Genomic DNA, 26865 nt, shown 5'->3' with positions numbered 1-26865 from the left:
GGCCGACTTTAAAAAAGGGGAGCCGAATGGACTGGTTTTACCGATTCCCGCATATGAATGACGACGCCCTGCGTGCGCTCAAGAAGGGTATTGACGACGCATTCCGCACATTCACCCGTGGCTATGGCGAGGCTATCGAAAACTTCTTTTCGCCCTTGCAGAAATTCCTGCTCATATCCGAGCGTTTCCTGACACAGACACCATGGCTGATCATTCTCGCTATCATCCTGGCCATCGCCTGGGGTGCCAGCCGCAGCCTCAAGGTCGTGCTCGGCGCCCTCGTCACCCTGCTGCTGATTGGCTATTTCGATATGTGGGAGGATGCGATGCGGACGATCTCGATGATCTTTGTCTGTACCATCCTGTCGATCATCATCGGCCTACCGATCGGTATTCTGATGACCCGTTCGGAACGGCTGCAAAAACTCATTAACCCGATCCTCGACGTCATGCAGACCATGCCGAGCTTCGTCTATCTGATCCCTGTCGTCATGCTGCTCGGCATCGGTCGCGTACCAGGCCTGATCGCAGTGGTGGTCTATGCGATCCCTCCGATCATCCGGCTCACCAATCTTGGCATTCGCCTCGTTGACAGGGATGTGCTGGAAGCCGCCGACGCATTCGGTTCGTCCAATGCGCAAAAACTCTTCAAGGTCCAACTTCCGCTGGCTCTGCCCACCATCATGGCCGGTATCAACCAGACCATCATGATGGCGCTCGCCATGGTGGTCATCGCCTCCATGATCGGCGTACAGGGGCTGGGGCAGCCAGTGCTGAAGGCCATTGCCAACCAGTATTTCACGCTCGGCATGTTCAATGGATTTGCGATTGTCGGCATCGCCATCATCTTCGATCGGGTCAGTCAGGCCTATGGCAAGAGACTTCAGAAGCATCAGGAGATTGTCCATGGCTGACACTGGTTTCAACGGTATCAGGATACGCAATCTCTACAAAATCTTCGGCCCGGATGCGGCCCGGCATGTGGAGTCCGTGCAAAATGGTCTTACCAAAGCAGACCTAAACGAACAATACGGCCATATTCTCGGACTGAAGGACATCAATATCGAAATGCCCGCCGGCTGCATTCAGGTCATCATGGGCCTGTCGGGTTCGGGAAAATCGACGCTGATCCGCCACATCAACCGCTTGATCGATCCCACTTCTGGCGAGGTGCTGGTCAATGGGGTGGATGTGGTCAAGATGGGTGGTGCCGAACTGCGCGAGTTTCGTCGGCATCAGACAGCTATGGTGTTTCAGAAGTTCGCACTGCTGCCTCATCGCAACGTTCTCGACAATACCCTGTATGGACTTGAAGTGCAGGGCACGCCGCGTGCAAAGGCGGTTGATACTGCGATGGGCTGGATCGAACGGGTCGGCCTGCACGGCTTTGAGAAAAAATACCCCAATCAGCTTTCGGGCGGTATGCAGCAGCGTGTGGGCCTGGCGCGTGCGCTCGCCAATGACGCGCCGGTTTTGTTGATGGACGAAGCCTTTTCGGCACTCGATCCGCTGATCCGCATGGATATGCAGACGGTTCTTCTCGATCTCCAGAAGGAGATCAAAAAGACGGTTGTGTTCATCACCCACGATCTCGATGAGGCGCTCAGGCTCGGCGACCAGATCGCCATTCTCCGCGACGGCGAGATCATCCAACAGGGCACCAGCCAGGATATCGTGCTGCGCCCAGCGGACGAATATGTCGCAAACTTCGTCAGGGAAGTGAACCGTGGCCGGGTCATCCAGGTGGAAGCCATCATGGATTCCCTCATCCATCACGACGTCAGCGGCACGCCGACGGTTACGGCAGGGACGACGATCGAGGATGCGATCAAGATCCTTGCGCACGGAGACAGCAAGGACATCATAGTGGTCGATACCGCAGGTGCACCGCTCGGCAAGGTAGATCTGAAGAAACTGGCCGCCGCGACAGTGACGGCGTACTGAAGGGGTAGGCACTATCTAGGAAAAGAATAATGCGCTCATCCAGGATTGTTCATATCGTCAGTTGCCACGCCGAAGGGGAAGTAGGCGACGTGATCGTAGGCGGCGTCGCACCGCCTCCGGGTGACTCCATCTGGGAACAGTCTCGCTGGATCGCCAGAGACCAGGCGCTCAGGAACTTCGTCCTCAATGAGCCTCGCGGGGGCGTCTTTCGCCATGTTAACCTTCTGGTGCCGCCGAAGAACCCCGGCGCGCAGATGGGCTGGATCATTATGGAACCCGAAGACACGCCGCCTATGTCGGGTTCCAATTCGATTTGCGTATCGACCGTTCTTCTTGATAGCGGTATCATTCCCATGACCGAACCAGAGACCCGCATGGTGCTTGAAGCTCCGGCCGGACTTGTGGAAGTGGTCGCCGAATGCCGCAACGGCAAGGCCGAGCGGATCACCGTTACGAACGTCAAGAGTTTCGCCCAAAAGCTGGATGCCAGGCTTGAAGTGCCTGGCATCGGAACACTCACCGTCGACACCGCCTATGGCGGTGATAGTTTCGTGGTCGTTGATCCCGATGAGATCGGCCTCGACCTGTCACCGGAAAATGCCCGTGTGATTGCCGAGACAGGAATCAGAATCACCAATGCCGCCAACAAAAAGCTCGGTTTCTCGCATCCGGAAGAGACTGGCTGGAACCATATTTCGTTTTGCCTTTTCGCCGGGCGTCCCTATCATGCGAATAACGAACTCATGGCTAAGTCTGTCGTGGCGATCCAGCCAGGCAAGATCGACCGCTCGCCCACAGGAACGGCAGTGTCGGCACGCATGGCGCTCCTTAACGCGCGCGGTGCATTGAAGGAAGGCGAAACCCTCACGGGCGTTTCCATCATCGGCACGAAGTTCGTGGGTAAAATTATCAAGGAGGCGACGATTGCGGGACAGAAGGCCATCGTGCCGTCGATTTCGGGGCGCGCCTGGATCAGTGGCACGTCGCAGCTAATGCTCGATCCGGCGGATCCGTTTCCGGGCGGTTACAAACTCTCCGACACCTGGCCGATGCTAAAGTAAAGATAACCACGATACCGGCCATGAACGCGAAAGCGGTCTGGCCGAACTTTATATAGAATTGCGTAGGTTTACCCCCCACGTTCCTCAAAACCTTCGGCATTGCCTTCATCTACTTTGTGGCGCAGATATTGTTTCAGCCGGTCAATGTCTTCACTTTGCCAGCCTTCAGCACTTGCCACCTCCCGCCAGGCATCCAGATAATGCTCGGGGGCATAAACATGTCCATGCCCCATGGGCGCGGTGTCAGCAAATGCCATATCGACCACGAGTTGTAGTGCGGTCACAATAGGATACCAGCGCAAATCTGCTGAAACATCAGGGCCGCGGGGTTCCTTCATCCACTCTGGTTCGCGATAGAATACGCTGCTGTCGAAAAAGACAATGGCATCGCTGGCATATTGCAAGTAGACCGTGCGCATAACGCCCCATTCGGTGCCGTTACCTGGCGCTTCACCATTCTGGTTCATGAAGCGAACGAAAGCACCGTCACGCACCACAGGCAGCCATTCCGGCGAGTCGGGATTGCGGTTGCGTGTCATGGACCGCCACAGAGGGCTGGGAAAGGGAGGACCGCTCCACACAGCGCCATTCAAAGGTGCGTCTAGTATCTCGAAGAGAGATACCGAGCTTTGTGAATTGAAAGCACCAAGGCTCAGGCCGTGCAGATAGATCTTTGGTCGTTCGTCCACCGGCAGGCTCTTCCAGTATTCATAGACGGTCTCGAACAGGGCGCGTGCCGATTCGATACCATACTCGGGCTGGAACAGCAGTGACAGCGGACTGTTGAGATAGGAATATTGCATCGCGATGCTGGCTACGTTTCCATCATGCAGATATTCCAGGCCGATCATGGCGGACGGATCAACCCAGCCTGTACCCGTTGGCACGGCGATCACCAAAACGGATCGCTCGAAGCCTCTCTGCCGCTTCAGTTCTTCAAGCGCCTGTCTGGCCCTCGCCTGCGGCGTGTTGCCGACGTTGAGACCGGCATAGACTCGCACCGGCTCCATAGCCGCCCGTCCAGTAAAGGCAGATATTTCGACTGCCGTCGGTGCGGAAGCGATATATTCGCGGCCAGCGCGACCCAGATCCCGCCAGTCGATCAGTGAGGCCGCACTGCCAGTCTTATTGGGGGATGATGGCTGCACACGATCCGGTTCCATCAGAGCGTCATAGCGTTTGAAGGAGGCATCGAGCGAGTTGAATGCTGTGTTGATCAGGAGGCCATTTGCGATAGTCCAGATTAAAAAAGCCGTTACAGAAGCGGCAATGACATTGGCGACACGCCTCGGCATGACCGGGTGCATCTTCGATGAGATATACTGTCCCAACCGAATGAGTATGCGGGAGATGGCCAGAAGCGTGAGGAAAACTGCCAAAGCTATAGCCGTAAGCGTCACGGGATAGACGGACGGTACGGACGGCATATCCATTGCCGCACGAATGGAGTTTTGCCAGGCTGCAGATGAGCCGAGTGCGGCGAGCGTGACCACAAGACAGATAATGCCGACGCCGATTTTAAGAATGGCGCGTTTGCGGCCCCTAATCTCCGGTAGTTCGAGGTAGCGCCACAACGCGCCGAAAAGCACGCCGATACCGTAACCGATTGCGAACACCAGCCCGCACAAAATTCCCTGAATGATGTGGGTTCGCGGGATGAGACTCGGTGTTAGCGCCGCCGCAAAGAACAAGGTACCGAACGTCAGTCCCGTAGCGCAAAATGAAGAGGTGCCCCGAAAAAGAGCGAGGACAAAAGCGTGCATCGATATTTGCTCCAAGTGAGTTCAGCCCGGTGGCTATACGAGCGCGACATACCGTAGACCACCTACGGGACCGCCGTTGATAGTGAACGTTGGCCGGGCAGCGGGAACTTGTCTAATGCACTGATGCGCTGGCGGCTTCCCGTTCTGTCTTGTCATGTAAAGCAAATCGGTCCACCATCTCGGCACTAGCCTGATTGAAACCGTGTACTTCGACTTTTACGCCTGCACGACGAAACTTTATCACGACCTTGTCAAGTGCTCCCACCGCAGTAATATCCCATAGGTGCGCCCGATGAACATCGATTATCACTTTTGATTCAGTATGAGCGAAATCGAATGCGTTGACAAAGCTCTCCGCAGAAGCAAAGAAGATTTGTCCTGATACCGTATATGTGATCGTCGTTTTCTCCTCATCAACCTGCTTTATGACGCTAAATAACTTGGCCACTTTCCCGGCGAAGAAAATACCTGACAGGAGAACGCCAACGAGGACGCCTTTTGCGAGATTATGCGTTGTAACGACCGTGACCACCGTCGCCAGCATGACCACTGAAGACGGAAGGGGGTTGCGGCGGAGATCGAGGATCGAACGCCACGAGAAAGTCCCTATCGAAACCATAATCATAACTGCAACCAGGGCTGCCATGGGAATGATGCGGACCAGATCATCGAGAACGAGGATCAGGAAAAGCAGAAATGACCCTGCCACGAAGGTCGAGAGTCTCCCGCGCCCGCCGGACGAAACGTTGATCACGGATTGGCCGATCATGGCGCAGCCGCCCATGCCGCCGATCAAGGCAGAGGCAATATTGCTCGTTCCCTGGCCGATGCATTCCTGACTCTTGTTGCTGGGCGTATCAGTCATATCATCGACAATTTGAGCCGTCAGCAAAGACTCAAGCAATCCAACCGCTGCGAGCGTCACCGAATATGGAAGGATGATTTGCAGCGTTTCAAGATTGAGTGGCACCTGAGGCAACGCGAAAGCAGGAAATGCCGATGGCAGTTCACCAAGATCGCCTACGGTTCGCAGATCCATTCCTGACCACCAAGCGATACCCGTCAATACGGCTATCGCCACCAATGGCGAGGGCACAGCTTTGGTCAAACGGGGGAAGAGATAGATAATCGCAAGTCCGCCTGCAATCATCCAGTAGGTCTGGATCGGGACATTAATGAGTTCGGGCAACTGGGCCATGAAAATCAGGATTGCCAGCGCGTTGACAAAGCCTGTGATGACGGAACGCGAGACAAAGCGCATTACGCGTCCAAGCTTTAGCATACCCGCGGCGATCTGTATGAGTCCCATGAGGATCGTGGCCGCAAAAAGATAAGGCAGTCCATGCTCTTTCACGAGAGATACCATCACAACGGCAGTCGCAGCAGTGGCTGCGGAAATCATGCCGGGGCGGCCACCCGTGAAGGCGGACACGCAAGCTATAGCAAAAGAGGCATAGAGCCCGACTTTCGGATCGACCCCCGCAATAACAGAAAAGCCGATAGCTTCCGGAATAAGAGCGAGGGCGACTACGATACCGGAGAGAACATCGCCGCGAATGTTTGAAAACCATTCCCGGCGGTATTTTAAGAATGTGTGCATTAAGATTTTTTCACAGTTGAATGCAACGGGCCGAACGAAATCCGGTCCTTGAGAAAGAGTTGCGTTGCTGTGTTGTCTGGCGGATTGGCGGCCAGAAGAGCCACCCGGAGTTTCACCGGGTCCAAACGGATGATTGCAAACTAGCTGACTATCTTTTCGAATTCAATAACTACTGGGATGATGTTCGCACTATATGATCGATCACCTTTAATCGGTCCACCACTTAAATCGCCCGAGCTTATCGCCCACGAAATTCGGCCCCTGCCCGATAAGCAGGGGCCCACAATTATCTGACCCAAACAATGCGGCGCGTGTCTGTTTCCACGAGCGCAGGCCGACCGTTTACATAGATATAAGAGTAGGTCGGCTGATCAGGGACAATTTCCAGCGGAATATCGCTCGGAATAATCGTGCCTTCGGCCAGATCTCCTTCATATACTACCGGCGGCAAGGGATTATCTTCGATATAGGTGACGACGTCATCCGGAATTACGGGTCCGGCGCTTGGCGCTTCCGTATAATATACAACTGTCCTATTCTGCATTGAGACGATCACCGGCTTGCCATCGACATAGATATATCCAAAATCCGGATCGTCCGGAATCGGATTGACGATAACCGCCTCCGGCAGAATATAGCCTTGACCGATTTCGTCCTCAATGACAACAGGATCGGCAGGATGCGTAAGGACATATTCCTGAACTCTGCTGGGTACCTCTACAATCACTGTATCTTGAGCAAAGGCGGCTGAGGGTGCAGCCAAGAGCGCTGTTGCGGCAACAAGAATTATCTTTCTCATATCGGGCCTCGCTTTCAAGGTTCCCCGCTACGTTGCAAATAACCACCAGCACCCTCGCGTGTTCCACAGCCGGGAGACACAACATGCGACAGGCTGAAATATTCACTCGATCAGGTAACAGTCATGTAGCAGTTATTTGCCTACAGGACGATAGTGGCAATTATAAAATTTATATCCATTTCAATAAGTTATGGATTTAAGGAAGATGCCACCTCGACGCTATGGCCTTGAAGAACACCGCAGAGGTCGCGTTCCAATGATCGTATATATTCATCTATCGATTTCTGGCCTTTCCGATTTCGTTTCACCCGTCTAAACTTCTCCCTGAACATACCAGGGAGGAAGAGTATGATCGCATTGACACGACGCGCCTTGATCGGCGGGGCAGCAGCCCTATCGCTTAACCTGTCGGCAACGGGCGCACAGGCACAGGAATTCATCAACGTACTCACCGGCGGCACATCGGGCGTCTATTATCCGCTCGGCGTCGCGCTGTCGGAAATCTACGCCAAGGGCATCGAGGGTTCGCGCACGCAGGTGCAGGCAACCAAGGCATCAGTCGAAAACCTGAACCTGTTGCAGCAAGGCAAGGGCGAGATCGGCTTCTCATTAGGCGATTCGGTACAGGAAGCCGTCAAAGGCAACAAGGAAGCTGGCTTCCCGCAACCTCTCGACAAGTTGCGCGGCATAGCCGCCATCTATCCAAACTATATCCAGATCGTCGCCAGCCAGGAGTCCGGCATCAAGTCGCTGGCTGACCTGAAGGGCAAGAGCCTTTCCGTCGGCGCCCCCGCTTCGGGCACCGAACTCAATGCCCGCACCATCTTCGCCGCTGCCGGCATGACCTATGAAGACCTCGGCAAGGTCGAATACCTGCCCTTCGCGGAATCGGTCGAATTGATAAAGAACCGCCAGCTCGATGCGACGTTGCAGTCGGCCGGACTTGGCGTAGCCTCGATCCGCGACCTCTCAACCTCGCTGCCAATCAACGTCGTGGCGGTGCCCAAGGCGGATGTTGAGAAAATCGGTGCGCCCTACGTCTCGGTCATCATTCCGGCAGGCACTTATGACGGCCAGAGCGCAGATGTAGAAACTGCTGCCGTCGGCAACTTCCTGATCACGCATGAAGGCGTTTCAGACGAGACGGCCTATCAGATGACCAAGCTGCTCTTCGATAACCTTCCAAAGCTCATTGCCTCGCATGCTGCGGCAAAGGCTATCGATCCAGCCAAGGCGCTGGAAGGCATGCCCGTTCCGCTGCATCCGGGTGCCGAACGCTATTATCGCGAAGCCGGGATCCTGAAGTAATCGCCCGAAGCCTGACGGGGCGTCCGCACTGGGCACCCCGTAGCCAAGTACCAATCCCACGATCAGGCGCAGCCGTGGATAGCTTGCGCTTCCCATTGCACGGAGGGCGACCATGAGCACCGCCGATAAGGTTGAAGGGCCGGTCATTCCACAAGATAGCGCAGAAGAAGTCATCGAGGGGTTGCCGCCCGGTTTCGGCGGGGGCATTCTCGGCCGGACCGCCTTCTGGATCGCCTTTACGTTCTCGTTGTTTCAACTATGGACTGCCGCTTACGGAACGCTGGCCAGTCAGATTGTCCGAGCCATGCATGTCGGCTTCCTGTTGCTGCTTGGCTTCGCCCTCATTGGCAATCTCGTCGCGAAGAATCCGGTCAGCAAGGCATGGTTCTGGCTGCTGGGCGTTCTTGGCTTTCTGACCGGCATCTACAATTGGGTCTTCTACAAGGATTTGATCATCCGTTCCGGATTCCACACGGTTCCGGACCTGATCGTGGGCGCGCTGGTTATCGTTCTAGTCTTTGAGGGTGCACGCCGCCTGATGGGCTGGCCACTCACCATCATCGCCGGAATCTTTCTGGTTTACTGCTTCTTTGGCAATTATCTACCGCCTCCCTTCATCCATCGTGGCTACGACTTCGCTCAGATCATAGAGCATTTCGGCTTCGGCACAGAAGGCATCTACGGCACGCCGATCTACGTCTCGGCGGCCTATATCTTCATCTTCGTCGTATTCGCCGCTTTCCTCGAACGCGCCGGGATGCTCGCTCTGTTCAACGACTTTGCACTTGGCCTCGTAGGCAGTTGGCGCGGTGGCCCGGCTCAGGTCTGCGTCATGTCCTCGGCCCTCATGGGAACCATCTCGGGCTCGGGCGTCGCCAATGTCGTGGCCTCCGGCCAGTTTACCATTCCGCTGATGAAACGCTTCGGTTTCCGGTCGGCGTTTGCTGGCGGCGTGGAAGCCACCTCATCCATGGGCGGCCAGATCATGCCGCCTGTTATGGGCGCAGTCGCCTTCATCATGGCCGAGACGCTGAACGTACCCTATGTCGATGTCGTCAAGGCAGCGCTCATTCCTGCTGTCCTCTATTTCGGCGTCTGCTTTTGGATGGTGCATCTGGAGGCCGGCAGGGCAGGCCTCGGCGGCATGGACAAGAAGACCCTGCCCGACCCCTGGGCAGCTCTACGCCAGCACTGGCCCCTGGTGCTGCCGCTCGGCATGCTGATCTACCTACTGTTCGCTGGCTATACGCCGATCTTCGCTGGCACAATGGGCCTCGCCTTGATCGTCGTGCTGATCCTTGGCACGCCCCTAGCCGCGCTGATCGGTCCCTTCGCCTTCCGCGTCGTGTTCTGGATCGCTCTCGGGCTCGCGGCAGCCGCCTTCATGAAGTTCGGCATCAACGTGCTCGCCATCGTGATCAGCCTGCTGATTGCCGCCTGCGTTTTATTCAAGGGCGGTCGCGAGACATTGGCCATCTGTCGTGACTCCATGGCCGAAGGTGCGAAAAACGCGCTGCCCGTCGGTATAGCCTGCGCCATTGTCGGCATCGTCATCGGTACACTGACACTGACTGGCATCGCATCCACCTTCATCGGATGGGTCATCGCCATCGGCGAGAACAATCTGTTTTTATCGCTGATCCTCACAATGATCACCTGCCTTGTGCTGGGTATGGGCATTCCCACGATCCCGAACTACATCATTACATCGTCTTTGGCTGGCCCTGCCTTGCTGGAGCTGGGCGTGCCTCTGCTGGTCAGCCACATGTTCGTCTTCTATTTCGGCATCATGGCCGACCTGACGCCACCCGTCGCACTCGCCTGCTTCGCCGCCGCACCCATGGCCAAGACATCGGGCCTCAAGATTTCGGTTCAGGCGACGAAGTTAGCGACAGCCGGTTTCGTCGTGCCTTTCATGGCAGTCTATACACCGGCGCTGATGCTCCAGGATCCCGGTCCACTCTCGACCTATATCGGCTATTGGGGCGAAGTGTCCTACATTTTCCTGAAGACCTGCTTCGGCATCGCGCTCTGGGGCATGGCGGTTGTCGGCTTCCTGTTCTCACGGGCGCTCTGGTGGGAACGATTGGGCAGTTTCCTTGCCGGCGTTCTTCTGGTGCTGACCCTGCCCCTGACCGATGAAGCCGGCTGGGTACTAGGCATCGCAGTGGTCGCGGTCCACTGGTGGCGCAGCCACCGCGTGGCCGCACCCGCAGCCTGATAGCGAAACCTCCATGGACGCCCTCTGCATCCTCCTCGCGGGCAAGATGACCGTTATCGCGGCGTCCGTCTTCTCGCTCTCCTGGACGCATTCGGTGCAGAAGACGGAATGGCGCGAGGAATGGCAGGTCACGCCAGACGGTCTCCTGCTGACAGAAGCGCGGGTGAAAGGCTCGGGCGCGGGAATGGAACCGCCCGAAGGTTCAAGGCTGATCGATAACTGGTGGGTCTATACGCCGAAGCTGCCGGCACAGAAATCCGTGATGCTGGCATCGTCGGGCCAGACCGGTGGCGGCTGGCGGCTCTGCACTTCCGGTCAATGCATCGACTTCGGCAAGACAGTCGGCGCACCGATCAAACTCAGCCGCTGTGAAGTAGGACAATAGCCAGACAAAGACCCGCCTGAGTGGCGGATCAGACTGCTGACAAGCCCCTGACATTAGCTGGAGACTTCGATTATGGAGTAGCCTACCCTCTCCAGAGCGATCGGTCAGGACCGCTCTGTTTTGATATGAAGGCCAGCGATGACATTCTGATGGCGACAGTGCTAAACGGTTTGGAAAGGTCGGGTAGCCTCATCAATTCCTGATACTCTGATCGCGGCAAAGTGGTAACTGAACAACAAATTCAGCACCTCCAGATTTATCATCTGAAAGGCAAAGTTCGCCCTCAAGCCTTTTAATAATCTGCCGGCTGATTGGTAGTCCTAATCCAACACCGTTTTGCCGCGCCTTTGATCCCCGGAAAAATTTTGTGAAAATATTCTCTCGATCAGCCGGAGGGATACCCGGCCCGTTATCGGATACTCGTGCTTCAAATACTGTATTTCTACGGGTGCGACACGATACGACGACTTCCGGATTTATGTTTGGATTGTGTTTGATAGCGTTCGAGATCAGGTTGATGAAGACCTGAGCAAGGCGATCCTGGCTCCCCAGTATATGTGCATTGCGCACCCGACGACCACGCGCAATCTTCACCCCCGCGGCTTTGGCCAGCGGCTCGCAGGTTTCAATTGCCTGGTCTATTGCTAATTCCGGATCGAAGATGGTCATCTCCCAGAGCTGTGCTCCCGGCTCTGTGAAATTCATGTCGAGAATACCGTCCAGAAGGCGAGTCAGGCGAAAGCTCTCGGACTGAATTATGCCAAGGAAATGAAGCTTGCGCGTTTCATCAATATCTCTGTTCTTCAGAAGAATCTCGCTGAAGGAGCGGATCGCCGTCATGGGCGTACGGACTTCATGGCTAATCTGACTCAGGAATTCGTCCTTCTGAATGTCGATTTCGCGCAGTCTCTCATTTGCCTTTGCCAGTTCCGCCGCCGTTGCCTCGATCTGGTGCGACTTGTGTTCCAGTTCCGCCGAATATGCCCGTATCTGTTCCGCCTCACCGGCAAGGCGCTTCAGTTCCTCGACGCTGATCGTCTCATTAGTGACGACTTGTGAGACTAGCGAGCGGGCTGAAGCCGCGCCGACATTTGCCGCAAGCCGCGCCTCGACCAATGATATGAGCTCTTCGCTGGCGACGGTCGCCTTTCCTCCAGCCTCCTCAAGATGGAAGAGATGCATGGTTTCCTCGGGACCAAGTATACGCCCGGCGGTCTGACGCAAATCCGAAATCTGCGCAGTGCGGCGGATCACACTAAGCTCGCTCTCCGTCTGGCGGCGAAAGACATCTATGAAAAGTGTGGCCTGCAACCGGGCAAGCGGGGTCGGCTCACCTACCAGCGAAACGCCGACGAAAAATGCTATGTTCAGGAACATGCTCCAGAATAAAGCATGAACCAGCGGATCGAAGCCGACCAGGCCGAACAAAGCATAAGGTTTGAGCCACGATAAACCGAATAATCCATTATCGATAACATGCGTGGACAGTAGGAAGGCACCTTCGAAGCTTGGCAGGAAAAGCGTGTAGCTCCAGACGACGAAGCCTGCCGTCAAACCGGCTATCGCGCCCGCTTGCGTTGCGCGACGCCAGTAAAGCCCCCCGACAAGGCTTGGCATGAATTGCGCAACGCCGCAAAATGAGATTAGCCCGATCGCGGCCAGAGCCCCGGATGTTCCGCTAAGCCAGAAATAAACGTAGCCCAACAGGATGGTGATACAGATGCTGATGCGGCGCACGCGGAGAATAAAGCCGCGAGCAGTTTGTCCGCTGGCAGCCGGCACCATGCCAAATCGTACCGCGAACGGCATGACCAGGTGGTTCGATATCATGGTCGATAGCGCAATCGAGGCAACGATGACCATGGAAGTCGCCGAGGAAAAACCGCCGAGAAAGGCGAATAGTGCAATCGTGTTCTGACCGGAGGTCAGCGGAAGCGTCAACACGAAAAGATCAGGATCCGACCCTTCCGGGAGGCCTTTGAGCCCTGCTATAGCGATCGGTATGACGAAAAGGCAGATCAGGAAGAGATACAACGGAAACAGCCAGGAAGCAGTGCGTAGCTGACGCTCCGATGTATTCTCCACCACTGCAACCTGAAACTGACGCGGCAGGCAAATCACAGCCGCTCCGGCAAGAAAGCAAAGAGCTACCCAGCGCGTGCCAAAACTGTCGGGGTTGGAGAGGCTGACGGGCGCGTTGTTGAAAACCGTGGCGGGAGTGTCTGCAATACCAAATACGACCCAGAGGCCGACAGTCAGCAAAGCAGATAGCTTCACCACCGCCTCCACCGCGATTGCCGCGATCACACCATGATGATGTTCGTTGACGTCGATGTTGCGAACACCAAACATGATCGAGAAAACACATAGGCCAGCCACCACCCAAAATGTTGTGATGAAATCAGGCTCTAGTTCGACACTTGCCGCCACAACGGCTCCGGCTGGAAAGGTAATCACCTGAAAGCTCGACGTGAGCGCTTTTAACTGCAACGCGATATATGGCGTGGTGCCAATCAGCGCCATGATTGTGATCAGGGCGCCAAGCGCCGGGCTCTTTCCGAAACGCGCGGAAATAAGATCAGCAATTGAAGTGGTGTGATAGACGCGACCGACAGTAACTAGCTTGCGCAGGAAAAACCACCAACCAGCGAAGACCACTGTAGGGCCAAGATAGATCGTCACGAATTCCGCACCGTTTCGCGCCGCCGACCCCACCGCTCCGAAGAATGTCCATGATGTACAATAGATGGAGATGGAAAGGGTATAAACGAGCGGTGAGGAAAGCCAGCCGGATGGGTTCCTGGAGGCTTTTCGATCACCGGCAAAAGCGACAAGAAACAGGAACAGCACGTAGGCCAGACAAACGAATACGACGAGATTGACGGGCAGCATTTCGTTATCCCCGCTCGTCGGCTCCGGATTGATCTTTGGGCTCGTTCGGTGGCTGATCGACACGCCGCGCGAGAAAAAGGGCGACGAGAATAATAGCCGCCCAGACAACAAAAATATAGAGCACAATCAGCGGAATACCGCCAGGCTTAGCGGTTGTGGCAAATATCCAGATCAGCGGCGGCGTTAGCAGTAGCGTCGCAATGACAGGCAGTATCGTCGCCGCGTCCCGAAACCCCTGACCGCTGGATTGCCTGGAAGCCAAGGTCAGCCCCCCGTCAGTTTGCGCACCCGCTCGACAACGTCCTCGTTGGAGAAGGGTTTCGTGACGAAAGCGGTAGCTCCTGTCGCTTCCGCCGCCTTGCGGTCGGCTGCTTGCCCCTTGGCGGTCAGCACGATCACCGGCAGGTTTTCAAGCACCTTGTCGGAACGTATTGAACGCAGGACATCAAAACCGCTGATCCCCGGTAGCATGAGATCAAGAATGAGAGCCGAATAGGACTGCCTGTGCAATCGCCACAGCGCTTCAGCCCCATCCAGCGCGGTGTCGATGTCGAAATCGGCCCGTTGCAGGATAAAGCTCAAGGATTCTACTATATTCGGCTCGTCCTCGACGATAAGTACCCGCGTCTTTGACAATGCCCGGCGACCTCCCCTTGTTCACCGTTTTCCCTCTATTCTATACATATCGTGGGCGGTGAGCATATATTTTATTGCCATACAGCCCATCAAAGAAAAAGTGGTGCCTCCTGCCGGTGGCTGCACCTCGCCCGCGGACACAGGCGGCATGTCGTACCCACAGGAACAATGGCCTTGATGTCGTTGCGGTCAATTCCATCGCCATAGACCACACGGCCAGCCTCAGAGGCAGGACATGCAAGCATGATTGAAAGGAGGTGCCTTGGGTGAGTGACTGATTGTGGCCTCTTTTCTATTGCGCGGGCAAAGAAAAGAAAACTGTCGCTGGAAGGCAATTCGCCGAATGACCGTATCGTCGCTCCCGGGCTCTGAAACGCCGCATAGATTACCCATAAAGGACAGGCATTACTGTAACGCGGTAAAGGCAGGTGTGGCAGCGGAAGGCGCTTTGTAACATAACCGGACGGATCGGAGCGCATGAAAGCGAAATGCACGCCTTCGGCACCCGGACGGCGCAGCGTCGCGACACGGTGCGCCGCCTGCTCATAGGAAACATTGAATTGCCTTGAAAGTGCATCGAGATCATATCGCCACCGTTCGGCAGCGGTCAGGAACTGCTCATATGGCATCAGGATCGCCGCAGCAACATAGGCATGCAGAGCGGATGTCGCCAGGGAGCGCGCATCACCGGAAATAAGGGTCGGGCTATTGGTAACAAGTGCCGTCACCACAGAATGCGCCGTCCGCGCCGAAGCCTCCCGAAGCCAACGGAAACGCCGCGATTGCGCATTTTCCAGCACGGCATCCGCTTGTGCTGGTTCGTCATCATACGGATGGCTTCGTCTCACTGGTCCGGAATGTTGCAGAAAATCCGCAGCAACCTGCTCCAGTCCGGCAAAATAATTGCCGGATTCGAACATGAATGCATCGACCTGTTCAGTCGACGTAGCCGAAACTGTACGCATGTCGGGGTTATCGAAGAACTGTGCCAGCGACCGCGCTGTATCAGATAGCTTTTCGCTGTCAGCCGCAATGATCATCAGGAACCGCTGCCGCTCTGCAATGCTAAGCTGGTCATATTCTTCGAGAATCTCGGCAGCGGAGCGTACCGCAGTCACATTGGTCAGAATCCGGTGAACGCTCTCACCCAGGAATGGATCGCGATTGAGCCTGTCCGCCAAAGCTACGACTGCCTGATCACGGTCGACAAAAGCTCGATAGACCATCAATAGAAGATTTGCCCAATCCGGATGGCGGCTGACAAATTCGGCCGCCTTTCTTGGGGGGGCGCAAGCCCCGGCGAATGCCGGGTCGGCAGAGAGTTCATCGAGACTGTCCACCGTTCGCCGCTCGGACGTGTCGTCAAGTTCTGAACGCTCAATGCCCAGACCGTCTGCGATACGACCGATAAGCACGCCGGCAATTGTACGTTTGTTCAACTCGATCAGGTTAAGATAGGATGGCGAAATACCCGCTCGGCGCGCCAACTCCCCTTGAGTAAGGCCGATGCGCTTGCGCTGTGTTCGTATCTTCATGCCAGCGAGGCTTTGGGGCATATGCACCTCACGGATTATATGAGTTTGTAAATTAAACACAAAAATACCTTTGCGTAAATACAAATATTTACAAAAATATCATTGTAATACAATGTCTTATTGCTGAAATGACAAAACAGGGCAACAATAATGCGGAGCAAACACCGCTCGACGGCAGCGGCCGGGAACCGATGCCGCATCCATGGGAGGCATAGATGAAATTCGAGAACGTGAATCGTCGTTTCATTCTTAAAACCGGCGCGGCTCTGGGCGTAAGCCTTGCCGCGCCGATGCATTTTATCCGCGGTGCTTATGCCGAGGATATGTCCTGTAATATGCCGAAGGGCGATACGGTGACTTTTGGCTGGAACGTACCCCTGACTGGCGCCTACGCCGACGAAGGCGCGGATGAACTCAAGGCATTCCAGCTTGCCGTCAAGCACCTCAATGGTGAGGGCGACGGCGGCATGATCAATACGATGAAGCCGACAGTGCTCAAGGGCAACGGCATTCTTGGCAAGAAAGTCGCCTATGTGCATGGCGATTCGCAAACCAAGTCCGATGCCGCGCGTGACGGCGCCAAGCGCATGATCGAGCGCGATGGCGCCATCATGATTTCGGGCGGTTCGTCATCAGGCGTGGCCGTCGCTGTGCAGGGACTTTGCCAAGAACTCGGCATCATCTTCATGGCTGGCCTTACCCATTCCAACGATACAACGGGCAAGGACAAGAAGCGCTACGGTTTCCGTCATTTCTTCAATGCTTATCAGTCGGGCGTGGCGCTCGCACCGGTGATCGGCGAGGCCTATGGCAAGGATCGCAAGGCCTATCACCTGACCGCCGACTACACCTGGGGCTGGACGCAGGAAGAATCTATCAAGAAAGCAACCGAAGCGCTCGGCTGGGAAACAATAAAAGCCGTGCGCACACCGCTCGGCGCAGCCGACTTTTCACAATACATCACGCCGGTTCTCAATTCAGGCGCCGATGTGCTGATCCTCAACCACTACGGCAAGGACATGGTCAATTCATTGACCCAGGCAGTGCAATTCGGCCTTCGTGACAAGGAGGTTAACGGCAAGAAGTTCGAGATCGTGGTGCCGCTGTTTTCCGAGCTCATGGCACAGGGTGCTGGCGAAGCGGTCAAAGGCATCTACGGTACCGGCAACTGGGACTGGAAACTGGAGGACGAAGCCACCAAGGCATTCACGAAATCCTTCGGGGCTGAATACGGCGCTCCGCCTTCGCAGGCGGCCCATACTTGCTATGTTCAGGCTCTGCTCTATGCCGACGCTTGTGAACGCGCCGGCACCTTCTTTGCTCCGGCTGTGATCAAGGCGCTGGAAGGCTTCGAGTTTGACGGAATGGGTAACGGCAAGACGCTCTATCGGGCTGAAGACCACCAGTGCATGAAATCGTGCGTGGTGGTGAAAGGCAAGGAGAACCCCAACGACAAGTACGACTTGATGGAGGTCGTCAAGGTCGTGCCGCGCGAGGAACTGACCTACGATCCCGCGATATTCGGAGGCGAGCTGGGGCCATCGGATCCCAAGCAGTGCTGAGTTGAGAAAAAGGTTCGGCCGCGAACTGGCGGTCGGACCAATTCCATTTATGTCGACAGTCAACATGGGCGGATGAGGATGGACGCGATACTGTTGCAAATACTGAACGGTCTGGACAAGGGCGGCGCTTATGCCTTGATCGCTCTCGGTCTTACGCTGGTCTTCGGAACGCTTGGCGTCGTAAATTTCGCACATGGGGCACTCTTCATGCTGGGTGCCTTCTGTGCTGTCTCCTTCAACAAGCTGCTCAATCTGGAAAGCGTCACAATCGACCCGGACAAGACGACGGCGTGGGGCAGCCCGCTCGAAATACGCACGCCTTATGTCGAAGCCTGGCTGGGAGATTTCGGCGTTTTCCTCAATGATTATTCGGTTCCGGCATCTATCCTGCTTGCCATCCCGGTGATGCTAACCATTGGGATCGTCATGGAACGCGGCCTGATCCGCCATTTCTACAAGCGCGACCTTGCCGACCAGATTCTCGTGACATTCGGCCTGGCGATCGTCATCCAGGAGATCATCAGGCAGTTTTTCGGAGCAAACCCTATCCCCCAGCCCGCGCCAGAAGCGCTAGGTGGAACCGTTTATGTCGGGACGCTGCTCGGAATGGGCCACACACTCGCCTACCCGTTGTGGCGTATTGTCTATCTGTTATTCTCTCTAGGGGTGATCGGGGGTGTGTTCGCGTTCCTGCAATTCACCACCTACGGCATGGTAGTGCGTGCTGGCATGCATGACCGCCAGACTGTCGGCTTTCTGGGCATCGACATCGAGCGGCGTTTCACGGTCGTGTTTGGCCTTGCGGCGGTGGTCGCAGGTGTTGCCGGTGTCATGTACACACCGATCCTGCCACCCGATTATCATATGGGAATGGAGTTCCTGGTGCTCTCCTTCGTTGTCGTCGTTGTCGGTGGCATGGGCTCGCTCGGTGGCGCGGTGGCGGCAGGTTTCCTGCTCGGTATCCTGCAATCCTTCGCCTCGATGAACGAGATCAAGGCCATCGTGCCGGGCATAGACCACGTCATTATCTATCTGGTTGCGGTTGTCATTCTGCTGACACTGCCGCGAGGGCTTCTGGGCCGCAAGGGCGTGATGGAGGACTAAGGCCTATGTTCAATAATACCACACGCAACGATTGGCTGCTATTGGTCGGATTCTCTGCCGTCATCCTCTGTTTGCCAATCATTCTGGATCCGATTGGCGCCGCATACCCCGCGCTGATGCAGAAATTCTGTATCTTTGGCATTTTCGCCATTGGCTTCAACATCCTCTTCGGTCTCACCGGCTACCTTTCCTTCGGTCATGCAGCATTTCTTGGTGCCGGGTCCTATGCGGCGGTTTGGTCATTCAAGCTCTTCACCATGAATGCAATTCCGGCCATCCTCATGGCCGTCTTCTTTGCCGCCTTGTTTGCGCTGGCCATCGGCTATATCAGCCTGCGGCGGTCTGGCATCTATTTCTCGATCCTGACGCTTGCCTTTGCGCAGATGAGCTATAATCTAGCCTATTCGGTGCTTACACCTCTGACCAACGGCGAAACCGGCCTCCAGCTTTCACTTCAAGACCCACGGATCATCGACGGTCTGTTTTTCGAACCTGCGGCTGGACTGCCGAGAGTCAATCTATTTGCATTGAATATAAGTGGCGGTGGCTATGCCGGGTTCTATCTGTGCGCAGTAGCATTGATCGCCTGCTTCTTTATCTCGCTGTGCATCTTCCGCTCGCCCTTTGGCATGATGTTGCGGGCAATCAAATCCAATCAGATGCGGATGCGCTATACCGGTTTCAACACCCGGCCCTATCTGCTGGCTGCTTTCGTCATTTCAGGCATGTATGCGGGGCTTGCCGGCGGGCTCATGGCTGCAACAGATCCGCTTGTTGGTGCCGAGCGAATGCAATGGACAGCGTCGGGCGAGGTTGTACTGATGACCATTCTTGGCGGCGTCGGGACACTGGTAGGCCCTGTGCTGGGTGCGGCGGTGATCAAATATTGTGAAAACATCTTCTCTTCGTTCAGTGCAAGCACGCTGCATAGCGTCTTTGGCTTCCTGCCTGACGTCATCGAGGCGCCCATCGTCGGTTTTCTTTCGCTTTTTGTTGGTGATGGTTGGAATTTGACGCTGGGCGTGGTGTTCATGCTTATCGTCATCTTCCTGCCGGGCGGGATCATGGAAGGCTTGCGGCGCATCTTCGCGCTGTTCAGACGGCCGCCCAACGGCGGCGTGAAAATCCCGACAGCTCAAGTCCAGCCAGCGGAGTAGAAAAAATGTCGAAACGCAACATCGTTCTGCATGTAGCCGATGTAGATAAAAGTTTCGGAGGACTGCACGCCCTGTCCGATATCGACTTGCAGATTGAGGAAGGCACCATCCACGCCATTATCGGCCCCAACGGCGCCGGTAAATCGACCCTGCTCAATGTATGCATCGGGCGTATCGCGCCCGATAGTGGAGCAGTCGTTTTCGACGGGCAGGTTATCACCGGTAAGCAGCCGCACGAGATCAACCAGATGGGCGTCGTGCGGGTTTTCCAGACGCCGGAAATCTTTCCCGATCTGACACTCCTGCAAAACGTTATGGTTCCCGCTTTTGCAAAGCACGACGGATCGTTCAAACTGAATGCTGTGCGGCCGGTATTGAAACGGACAGACATCCGCGATGAAGCCCTGCACTGGCTGGAGGATGTCGGGCTTGCCAGCAAGAATAACATGATTGCGGCCAGCCTTTCGCGTGGCGACAAGCGTCGGCTGGAACTTGCCATGGGGCTGGTTCAAAATCCGCGGCTGCTTCTGCTCGATGAGCCGACTGCCGGCATGTCGCGGCATGACACCAATTCGACGATCGATCTTCTGAAAAAATACAAGGGCCGTGGCATGACCAAGGTCATCATAGAACATGACATGCATGTCGTGTTCTCGCTGGCCGACCGCATCACCGTGCTGGCTCAGGGCAAGATCATTGCTGACGGCCCGCCAGAGGAAGTAAGAGGCGACCCAAAGGTACAGGAAGCCTATCTGGGAGGAACGCATTTATGAACACGATGACAATGCCCGCCACAAACGCCATTCAGGCGCAGCCAGCCTATTTTAGCGTGCGCAACATCCACGCCTATTATGGTGAAAGCTATATTGTTCAAGGCGTCAACTTCGACGTAGCTGAAGGCGATGTTGTCGCGCTGCTTGGCCGTAACGGCGCAGGCAAGACCTCGACACTACGTACCCTATCGCGTGCCGGGGACCCCGAACTGAAGTCCGGCGAGATATGGCTGAACGGAAATCCGGTCCACACGCTCAGAGATTTTCAGGCAGCACAGCTTGGTATTCAGCTCGTTCAGGAAGACCGACGCATCATTCCCGGATTAACGGTAGAGGAAAATCTCCAGCTCGCACAAATAGCTGAGCCTATAGGCTGGTCGCTCGAACATATCTATGAACATTTTCCACGGTTGGCCGAGCGGCGTAAGCAGGAGGGAATGACGCTATCAGGTGGCGAGCAGCAAATGCTTGCTGTTGCGCGGGCGCTAGCACGCGATATCAAACTTCTCTTGCTCGATGAACCCTATGAAGGTCTGGCTCCCGTCATCGTGAAGGAAATTGAACGCATCGTGCACGACATCAAGCAGCGCGGTATCACGACCATCATCGTTGAGCAGAATGCTGTTGCAGCGCTGGAACTCGCAAATCGCGCCTTGATCCTGGATATGGGACAGATCGTATTTGACGGCTCAGCGAAAGACGTTCTTGAAAATGTCGAGCTGAGAAACAAATACCTCGCGCTTTAAATGAAACTCCTGCAACATATCCGAGAAGGTTTCGACACCCCTTGCGCGACTATACCCGTTTTGCATTGCTCCATCTGCGAACCGAAGAGATGAACGGATGCCATCTTCTTACTACCGCCTGATTCAATAAAATTCGTTTCAGTGCCCAACCGATCCTGTTCGACGAGGTCTATCGTGAGGCTTTGCCTAGGGGGCCTATCATAATCAGTTCGGGATCAAATGTCCCGAAGAGGCATTTGCCAGTACAAAACGTACCCACACAGCGCTTGCAGCCATACGGGCCGTGCGCGGGCGCACTTCCATAGTAAAGATCCCCCCTTGTGGCAGCGTTGATCAGAAATAGCAGCCCCCATCAACAGCGCAGGAGAGTTAAACGCGTCATGCTTTAGACCGTATAGACAAAAAATAACTTACACACGGTCTAAGCTTCGGAAACCAAAGGCTCTGATCGGCCCAGCGATAGCACCAGATCAAAGGCGCGGGCGATGAACGGGTCAGCCATACGCCGCTCCAGCGCCACCACATAGTAGCGCTTGGACGCCGGGATCGACAGATCAAACGGCCGTATCAACTGGCCCGAAACCAGATATTTCTGGGCTAAAAAATCGGAAACCAATGCCAGCCCATGCCCTGACAAGGCCGAGTTGAAGGCCATTGACAGGCGGTTGAAATAGGCGTTGCGCAGCGGAATCGTCTCCAGCCGAGCGGCTGCACTCCATCGTTGCCATTCTTGGCCGCTGTCCTCATGCAGTAAACGATGATTACGCAGGTCGCGGAAATGGCGCAGGGGATGAGTATGGACCAGACCTGGCGTGCATAGCGGACTAAGCCGCAGTTCCGGTAACGGTGCCCATGTGCAGCCACTCCAGGGCGGGTTGTCATAGACGATCGCCAGGTCGACCTGGCGCCAATTCACCTGCGACATCTCGCGCGCGATATGGGATTCCGCGATATTCACCCCAAGCTGGTCGGCGATACCGGTCAGCTTGGGCGCAAGCCATACGTGGCTCAGTCCGGACGGAGCAGCGATCCGCAGGCGGGTCTCGGCTTGGCCATCTTGCTGCTGCACGATATCGCCCAAAGATGTTTCGAGTGTGCGCATGATCGAAGCGACATCACGATACAAGCGTTCACCTTGCGGGGTTAGCTGCATCCGCCTGTTCTCGCGTGAAAAAACCGCCTGCCCAAGGGTCTGCTCAAGCATCTTTACCTGATAACTGATGGCACTGGGGGTCAGGTTCAGCTCAGCCGCCGCCGAGCGGACATGGCCTAGCCGGGCAACCGTTTCAAATGCCCGTATAAAAGGCAAAACTCGGTATGAATGCAGCATTCTTCATCCAATCGTTTAAATATTTTGCACAATCATAATGCAATAAAAATAGCTTGTTAATACAATCACACTGTTGCACCGTGAAAAAAGATAAAAATAGGAAGATCCATGCAGACTGCGCTGACACTTGAGGGAATCGGCAAGCGGTACGGGGAGTTTACCGCCCTTTACCCAACCGATCTGACAATCAAGGCAGGAGAATTCCTGACCTTGCTGGGACCCTCGGGATCGGGAAAGACGACATTGCTGATGACCATCGCCGGGTTCGTGGAACCCGGTACAGGCCAAATGCTGTTGGACGGTACTGATATTACCCGCATCCCGCCTGAAGCCCGGAACTTCGGCGTTGTATTCCAGGGCTACGCACTTTTCCCTCACCTGTCAGTTTGGGATAACGTCTTTTTCCCGCTGCGGGCGCGCAACATCTCGCGCAACAATGCCCGCCAGCCAGTCGAAGAAGCACTTGAGCTGATGGAACTGACCCAATACTCTCACCGCCTGCCGAAAGAGCTGTCGGGCGGCCAGCAGCAACGTGTCGCATTGGCCCGCGCGCTTGTCTTCAAACCAGAATTGCTGCTGCTGGACGAACCCCTCTCGGCGCTCGATAAGACGCTGCGCCGCTCATTGCAGACAGAGCTGAAATCCCTGCACAAAAAGGTTGGGACAACCTTCGTTTATGTCACCCATGATCAGGAAGAGGCCCTGTCGATGTCCGACCGGATCGCCGTACTGAATGGCGGCCGCATTCAGCAGTTGGATACTCCCGACCGAATGTATCACAAACCCGATAGCGCCTTTGTCGCGGATTTCCTTGGACGCAGCAATTTCATCCGCGGTGAAATCGCTTCGATCAGTGGAGAAAGCGTGGTTTTGCAAAGTGGTATCGGGAGCCTGCCGGCACAGCGAGGCGCACCCTTGCGCACGGGTGAAAAAGCTGCAATCGCGATTCGGCCCGAGCGGATACAAATCTCAACCGAAGAGCCATTACTGCCAAATCGCTTCATGGGCGAAATCACAGACACTACATTCTTGGGCGGTCAGCTGGATCTGGAGGTGAATGTCGCGGGCGAACGTTTGAGCGCGTCGGTACCTGCTGTTCAGGCCGCGCAGCTCAGCTCGGTGGCGACCGGCAGCAAGGTCTGGCTGGGCTGGGACACCAGTGCAGCGCGCGCATTGCCGATTGACGGTGCAGCTATCAAAGACATAGGGACCGCAGCATGAGCAGCGGCGTAAAGTCTTCTGCGCTCATTAATAGCGAAAACTACTATCTGCTGATGGTTACGTTGCCCTGTATCTTCATGGGGATCGTCTATTTCACCCCGGTTATCAATGTTCTGTTGCTGAGCGTAACCGAGCCGCAACCGGGATTACAAAACTACAAGCTGCTGGCCGACAGCTCTGCTTTACACCGGATATTCGGCAATACGCTGCGCATCGGTTTGGCAACAACGGCGATCACACTGGTTCTGGGTTATCTGTTCGCGCTTGGCCTGATGGCCATGAAACCGCGCGAACGCAGTATCGCCTTCTTCATAGTACTGGCCAGCTTCTGGATTAGTGCGCTAATCCGCGCCTATGCCTGGGTCGCCATCCTGCAACCCAACGGCGTTTTGAACCAGCTTTTGATGAGCATTGGCCTGATCGACCGTCCATTGGCGTTGGTACGCAATGAGGTTGGCGTGATCATCGGCATGGTTCATTACATGCTGCCTTATGCCATACTGCCGATCTATACCAATATGACCGGCATTGACACCCGCCTGATGAACGCAGCGCGTGCGCTCGGCGCTAGCCGCTGGCGCAGCTTCTGGTGGGTTTATTTCCCCTTGAGCCTGCCGGGGCTGGCAGGTGGTGGACTTCTGGTCTTCATCTTCTCGCTTGGCTTCTACATCACCCCTGCGGTTTTGGGTGGCGGGCGCGTCGTGATGATCGCCGAGTATATCTCGATCCAGATTTCTGAAACCTTAAGGTGGGGACTGGCCACCATGCTGGCGACCGTACTGGTGCTGATTGTAGTCTCCCTGACCGTCTGGATGAGCCGGTTCATGCAGGTCGGCGGCACCATCGCAAAAAAGGGAGGCAAGTCATGACAAGGGAATTCTCGCCCTCTCGCGTCATCGCATGGCTAATCGCCTGTTTTCTGGCGCTGCCAGTCCTTATCATGCTGCCTATTTCAGTCACCCCGCATCGTTATCTGTCGCTACCTGACGGGGATATCTCATTTCGTCACTATGCCAGCTTGGTCAATGATCCGCGCTGGCTGAGCAGCATCACCGACAGCCTCATTGTCGCGGTCTGCGCAACCACTCTTGCGCTTTTGTTGGGAGGCGCCTTCGCCATTGGTGTCTGGCGCCGCGGTGGGCTGACGCAGAGTATCCTGCAACCAATCATGCTTGCCCCGATGATCGTACCCCCGATCGTCCACTCCGTCGCCTTCTATAAGGGCTGGGCCGCCATCGGGCTTCTGGACAGTTATATCGGTCTTATTCTGGTTCATGCGGTGAAAGGCACGCCTTTCGTAATCCTGACGGTGGGCGCGGCTTTGGTGAACATCGATCCCCGAACGGAACAGGCGGCACGCAGTCTGGGCGCGTCGGCCGGGCGCTCGATGCGGTGGGTAATCCTGCCCCAGATCAAGTCCGGTCTTCTGGCGGGAGGCACTTTCGCCTTCTTCATCTCATGGGACGAAATCATCGTCGCGATGTTTATCACAATGCGCAAGGTCTACACCCTGCCGCGCCGGATCTGGGACGGATTGGACGATAATATCGACCCGGCCATCGCCGCCCTTGGCACGGTGATGATCCTGCTAACGGTGATCATCATGCTGTACCTGGCTGGTAAAGGTGACTCGAAATCCAGCAATAACTAACAACATAAAAAGGGAAACACATCATGGCAAAGCGAGAGTTCGACAACGATTTCGTCAAAGACGCGCTGATGATCCTGCGCGAGAAAACCAATGGCAAAACCGTCCATCGCCGTCAGTTTCTAGGCGCCTTGGGTGCCTTGGGAGTAATGCCGCTGGCCCTGCGCCTCACCCCTGCTCATGCACAGTCGAATGAACTGGTCATTGTCAACTGGGGCGGTGACGCGGTGCCTGCTTTTGAAAAGATACTGGCAGCGCCCTATACCGCCGCCGGCGGTTTGCCGGCAGTGGTCGAGGGGTCAGGTCCGACCTCGGGCAAGATCCGCGCAATGGTCGAAGCCGAAGCTGTTAGTTGGGACGTCTGCGACCGCAACCTGCCCGCATCCATTGAACTAGGGCAAGAGAACCTTCTGGAAGAAATCGACTGGAACGTCGTCGATCCGAATAAGCTACGCGATGTCCACCGTAGCAAATGGGGCGTGGGCAGCTATCTTTACACTTTTGCCCTGACCTGGGACAGCGAAAAGCACCCCGAGGCGCCGAAAAACTGGGCCGATTTCTGGAACATCAAGGAGTTTCCCGGCACCCGTACGCTACGCAACAATATTGAAGGTATGCTGGAAGCCGCATTATTGGCTGACGGCGTCGCCCCCGCAGATATCTATCCCATTGATGTCGAGCGCGCCTTTGCCAAAATTCGCGAGATCAAGGAACAGACTATCTTCTGGACCAGCGGCTCGCAAAGCCAGGAGCTTTTCCGTAACGGCGAAGTTACGATGGGTAATATCTGGCACACGCGCTCAATGCTGCTGCGTGACGAGACCAAGGGCCGGGTCAAATTCGATTTTAATCAAGGTATTCTGTTCGCTGGCGCCTGGATCGTACCGAAAGGCAATCCGGCAGGCAAATCGGTGTGGGATTTTATAGCCTCGACCCAGAACCCCGACAGCCAGGTTGAGTTGTTCAAGGTGCTTGGCAACGGACCGATCAACCCTGCCGGTTCGGACCTGGTTCCTGCCGAGATGCGCGCCGATGACCCAGGAAATCCGGAAAACTTTGCCCGCCAGGTCGCCGCCGATGCCGCTTGGTATGCCGAGCATTATAGCGAAATCCTGAACCAGTACACTGACCTGATCGCATCCTGACCTGTATCGGAAAGACCGGGACAGCCGCAGCCGCA

23 protein-coding genes and 1 other annotated feature are annotated in these 26865 nt (G+C 55.7%); of the genes, 15 read left to right on the top strand and 8 right to left on the bottom strand.

Annotation, left to right across the window (positions count from 1 at the left end; genetic code table 11):
* Positions 1-26: 26 nt before the first annotated feature.
* From KUG47_RS08730 to KUG47_RS08720, 3 genes are read left to right on the top strand one after another with little or no spacing between them, the layout of a single operon-like run.
* Positions 27-914, top strand: a complete 888-nt coding sequence (locus KUG47_RS08730; RefSeq protein ID WP_217677578.1) for an ABC transporter permease — start codon at positions 27-29, stop codon at positions 912-914.
* Positions 907-1944 carry a quaternary amine ABC transporter ATP-binding protein gene (locus KUG47_RS08725; protein WP_217677577.1) on the top strand — a complete coding sequence of 346 codons (1038 nt, stop codon included), beginning with the start codon at positions 907-909 and terminating at the stop codon, positions 1942-1944. The genes KUG47_RS08730 and KUG47_RS08725 overlap by 8 nt, the downstream gene beginning before the upstream one ends.
* A gap of 29 nt (positions 1945-1973) precedes the next feature.
* The gene (locus KUG47_RS08720) at positions 1974-3005 is read left to right on the top strand and encodes a trans-3-hydroxy-L-proline dehydratase (RefSeq protein WP_217677576.1); all 1032 of its coding nucleotides are present in this window, start codon (positions 1974-1976) and stop codon (positions 3003-3005) included.
* A gap of 68 nt (positions 3006-3073) precedes the next feature.
* Here KUG47_RS08720 and KUG47_RS08715 read toward each other — a convergent pair whose 3' ends face one another.
* The 3 genes from KUG47_RS08715 to KUG47_RS08705 form a co-directional block, all read right to left on the bottom strand.
* Entirely contained in the window at positions 3074-4768 is a 1695-nt protein-coding gene (locus KUG47_RS08715) for an alpha/beta hydrolase (protein ID WP_217677575.1), read from the bottom strand.
* Positions 4769-4880: 112 nt separating this feature from the next.
* Positions 4881-6368 (bottom strand): SulP family inorganic anion transporter, encoded by a 1488-nt coding sequence (locus tag KUG47_RS08710; protein WP_217677574.1) that lies wholly within the window; start codon positions 6366-6368, stop codon positions 4881-4883.
* Between the two features lie 70 nt (positions 6369-6438).
* Positions 6439-6494, bottom strand: a sequence feature (sul1 is cis-regulatory element that is thought to sense ions involved in sulfur or methionine metabolism; They are found in Alphaproteobacteria).
* A 160-nt stretch (positions 6495-6654) separates the two neighbouring features.
* Positions 6655-7167 (bottom strand): DUF1236 domain-containing protein, encoded by a 513-nt coding sequence (locus KUG47_RS08705; protein ID WP_217677573.1) that lies wholly within the window; start codon positions 7165-7167, stop codon positions 6655-6657.
* A gap of 348 nt (positions 7168-7515) precedes the next feature.
* Between KUG47_RS08705 and KUG47_RS08700 the strand changes: the two genes are divergently transcribed.
* From KUG47_RS08700 to KUG47_RS08690, 3 genes are all read left to right on the top strand, one after another.
* Positions 7516-8475, top strand: a complete 960-nt coding sequence (locus tag KUG47_RS08700) for a TAXI family TRAP transporter solute-binding subunit (RefSeq protein WP_217677572.1) — start codon at positions 7516-7518, stop codon at positions 8473-8475.
* A 112-nt stretch (positions 8476-8587) separates the two neighbouring features.
* The gene (locus KUG47_RS08695; protein ID WP_217677571.1) at positions 8588-10696 is read left to right on the top strand and encodes a TRAP transporter permease; all 2109 of its coding nucleotides are present in this window, start codon (positions 8588-8590) and stop codon (positions 10694-10696) included.
* A gap of 13 nt (positions 10697-10709) precedes the next feature.
* Positions 10710-11081, top strand: a complete 372-nt coding sequence (locus KUG47_RS08690) for a DUF1850 domain-containing protein (protein WP_217677570.1) — start codon at positions 10710-10712, stop codon at positions 11079-11081.
* Between the two features lie 192 nt (positions 11082-11273).
* Here the strand turns inward: KUG47_RS08690 and KUG47_RS08685 are convergent, their stop codons facing one another.
* From KUG47_RS08685 to KUG47_RS08670, 4 genes are all read right to left on the bottom strand, one after another.
* Positions 11274-13973 (bottom strand): sensor histidine kinase, encoded by a 2700-nt coding sequence (locus KUG47_RS08685; RefSeq protein ID WP_217677569.1) that lies wholly within the window; start codon positions 13971-13973, stop codon positions 11274-11276.
* Positions 13974-13977: 4 nt separating this feature from the next.
* The gene (locus KUG47_RS08680) at positions 13978-14235 is read right to left on the bottom strand and encodes a hypothetical protein (protein ID WP_217677568.1); all 258 of its coding nucleotides are present in this window, start codon (positions 14233-14235) and stop codon (positions 13978-13980) included.
* 2 nt (positions 14236-14237) lie between these two features.
* Positions 14238-14609 carry a response regulator transcription factor gene (locus KUG47_RS08675; RefSeq protein ID WP_217677567.1) on the bottom strand — a complete coding sequence of 124 codons (372 nt, stop codon included), beginning with the start codon at positions 14607-14609 and terminating at the stop codon, positions 14238-14240.
* A gap of 89 nt (positions 14610-14698) precedes the next feature.
* Positions 14699-16165 (bottom strand): helix-turn-helix domain-containing protein, encoded by a 1467-nt coding sequence (locus KUG47_RS08670; protein ID WP_217677566.1) that lies wholly within the window; start codon positions 16163-16165, stop codon positions 14699-14701.
* 194 nt (positions 16166-16359) lie between these two features.
* On the opposite strand from KUG47_RS08670, the gene KUG47_RS08665 reads away from it, so the two are divergent.
* From KUG47_RS08665 to KUG47_RS08645, 5 genes are all read left to right on the top strand, one after another.
* Entirely contained in the window at positions 16360-17706 is a 1347-nt protein-coding gene (locus KUG47_RS08665) for a substrate-binding protein (protein WP_217677565.1), read from the top strand.
* Between the two features lie 78 nt (positions 17707-17784).
* Positions 17785-18810 (top strand): branched-chain amino acid ABC transporter permease, encoded by a 1026-nt coding sequence (locus tag KUG47_RS08660; protein ID WP_217677564.1) that lies wholly within the window; start codon positions 17785-17787, stop codon positions 18808-18810.
* A 5-nt stretch (positions 18811-18815) separates the two neighbouring features.
* Entirely contained in the window at positions 18816-19967 is a 1152-nt protein-coding gene (locus KUG47_RS08655) for a branched-chain amino acid ABC transporter permease (protein WP_217677563.1), read from the top strand.
* A 5-nt stretch (positions 19968-19972) separates the two neighbouring features.
* On the top strand, positions 19973-20740 hold the full coding sequence (locus KUG47_RS08650) for an ABC transporter ATP-binding protein (RefSeq protein WP_217677562.1): 768 nt from the start codon (positions 19973-19975) through the stop codon (positions 20738-20740).
* A complete protein-coding gene (locus KUG47_RS08645) occupies positions 20737-21486 on the top strand; it encodes an ABC transporter ATP-binding protein (protein ID WP_217677561.1) in 750 nt (249 codons plus the stop codon). The genes KUG47_RS08650 and KUG47_RS08645 overlap by 4 nt, the downstream gene beginning before the upstream one ends.
* Before the next feature lie 421 nt (positions 21487-21907).
* Here the strand turns inward: KUG47_RS08645 and KUG47_RS08640 are convergent, their stop codons facing one another.
* The gene (locus tag KUG47_RS08640) at positions 21908-22816 is read right to left on the bottom strand and encodes a LysR substrate-binding domain-containing protein (protein ID WP_217677560.1); all 909 of its coding nucleotides are present in this window, start codon (positions 22814-22816) and stop codon (positions 21908-21910) included.
* A 108-nt stretch (positions 22817-22924) separates the two neighbouring features.
* Here KUG47_RS08640 and KUG47_RS08635 point away from each other — a divergent pair, with 108 nt between their 5' ends.
* The 4 genes from KUG47_RS08635 to KUG47_RS08620 are packed head-to-tail and all read left to right on the top strand — an operon-like array spanning position 22925 to position 26830.
* Entirely contained in the window at positions 22925-24037 is a 1113-nt protein-coding gene (locus KUG47_RS08635) for an ABC transporter ATP-binding protein (protein WP_217677559.1), read from the top strand.
* Positions 24034-24906 (top strand): ABC transporter permease, encoded by an 873-nt coding sequence (locus KUG47_RS08630; protein ID WP_217677558.1) that lies wholly within the window; start codon positions 24034-24036, stop codon positions 24904-24906. The genes KUG47_RS08635 and KUG47_RS08630 overlap by 4 nt, the downstream gene beginning before the upstream one ends.
* Entirely contained in the window at positions 24903-25688 is a 786-nt protein-coding gene (locus KUG47_RS08625; protein WP_217677557.1) for an ABC transporter permease, read from the top strand. The genes KUG47_RS08630 and KUG47_RS08625 overlap by 4 nt, the downstream gene beginning before the upstream one ends.
* A 23-nt stretch (positions 25689-25711) precedes the next feature.
* Positions 25712-26830, top strand: a complete 1119-nt coding sequence (locus tag KUG47_RS08620; protein WP_217677556.1) for an ABC transporter substrate-binding protein — start codon at positions 25712-25714, stop codon at positions 26828-26830.
* Positions 26831-26865: the final 35 nt, after the last annotated feature.

It is taken from the genome of Falsochrobactrum tianjinense, from assembly GCF_019100495.1.
GTDB lineage: Bacteria > Pseudomonadota > Alphaproteobacteria > Rhizobiales > Rhizobiaceae > Brucella > Brucella tianjinense.
This window is presented reverse-complemented; position numbering and strand designations above follow the sequence as displayed.

Coding starts and splice junctions, on each gene's coding strand:
- KUG47_RS08730 (WP_217677578.1), top strand. CDS start 27: ATGGACTGGTTTTACCGATTCCCGCATATGAATGACGACGCCCTGCGT.
- KUG47_RS08725 (WP_217677577.1), top strand. CDS start 907: ATGGCTGACACTGGTTTCAACGGTATCAGGATACGCAATCTCTACAAA.
- KUG47_RS08720 (WP_217677576.1), top strand. CDS start 1,974: ATGCGCTCATCCAGGATTGTTCATATCGTCAGTTGCCACGCCGAAGGG.
- KUG47_RS08715 (WP_217677575.1), bottom strand. CDS start 4,768: ATGCACGCTTTTGTCCTCGCTCTTTTTCGGGGCACCTCTTCATTTTGC.
- KUG47_RS08710 (WP_217677574.1), bottom strand. CDS start 6,368: ATGCACACATTCTTAAAATACCGCCGGGAATGGTTTTCAAACATTCGC.
- KUG47_RS08705 (WP_217677573.1), bottom strand. CDS start 7,167: ATGAGAAAGATAATTCTTGTTGCCGCAACAGCGCTCTTGGCTGCACCC.
- KUG47_RS08700 (WP_217677572.1), top strand. CDS start 7,516: ATGATCGCATTGACACGACGCGCCTTGATCGGCGGGGCAGCAGCCCTA.
- KUG47_RS08695 (WP_217677571.1), top strand. CDS start 8,588: ATGAGCACCGCCGATAAGGTTGAAGGGCCGGTCATTCCACAAGATAGC.
- KUG47_RS08690 (WP_217677570.1), top strand. CDS start 10,710: ATGGACGCCCTCTGCATCCTCCTCGCGGGCAAGATGACCGTTATCGCG.
- KUG47_RS08685 (WP_217677569.1), bottom strand. CDS start 13,973: ATGCTGCCCGTCAATCTCGTCGTATTCGTTTGTCTGGCCTACGTGCTG.
- KUG47_RS08670 (WP_217677566.1), bottom strand. CDS start 16,165: ATGCCCCAAAGCCTCGCTGGCATGAAGATACGAACACAGCGCAAGCGC.
- KUG47_RS08665 (WP_217677565.1), top strand. CDS start 16,360: ATGAAATTCGAGAACGTGAATCGTCGTTTCATTCTTAAAACCGGCGCG.
- KUG47_RS08660 (WP_217677564.1), top strand. CDS start 17,785: ATGGACGCGATACTGTTGCAAATACTGAACGGTCTGGACAAGGGCGGC.
- KUG47_RS08655 (WP_217677563.1), top strand. CDS start 18,816: ATGTTCAATAATACCACACGCAACGATTGGCTGCTATTGGTCGGATTC.
- KUG47_RS08650 (WP_217677562.1), top strand. CDS start 19,973: ATGTCGAAACGCAACATCGTTCTGCATGTAGCCGATGTAGATAAAAGT.
- KUG47_RS08645 (WP_217677561.1), top strand. CDS start 20,737: ATGAACACGATGACAATGCCCGCCACAAACGCCATTCAGGCGCAGCCA.
- KUG47_RS08640 (WP_217677560.1), bottom strand. CDS start 22,816: ATGCTGCATTCATACCGAGTTTTGCCTTTTATACGGGCATTTGAAACG.
- KUG47_RS08635 (WP_217677559.1), top strand. CDS start 22,925: ATGCAGACTGCGCTGACACTTGAGGGAATCGGCAAGCGGTACGGGGAG.
- KUG47_RS08630 (WP_217677558.1), top strand. CDS start 24,034: ATGAGCAGCGGCGTAAAGTCTTCTGCGCTCATTAATAGCGAAAACTAC.
- KUG47_RS08625 (WP_217677557.1), top strand. CDS start 24,903: ATGACAAGGGAATTCTCGCCCTCTCGCGTCATCGCATGGCTAATCGCC.
- KUG47_RS08620 (WP_217677556.1), top strand. CDS start 25,712: ATGGCAAAGCGAGAGTTCGACAACGATTTCGTCAAAGACGCGCTGATG.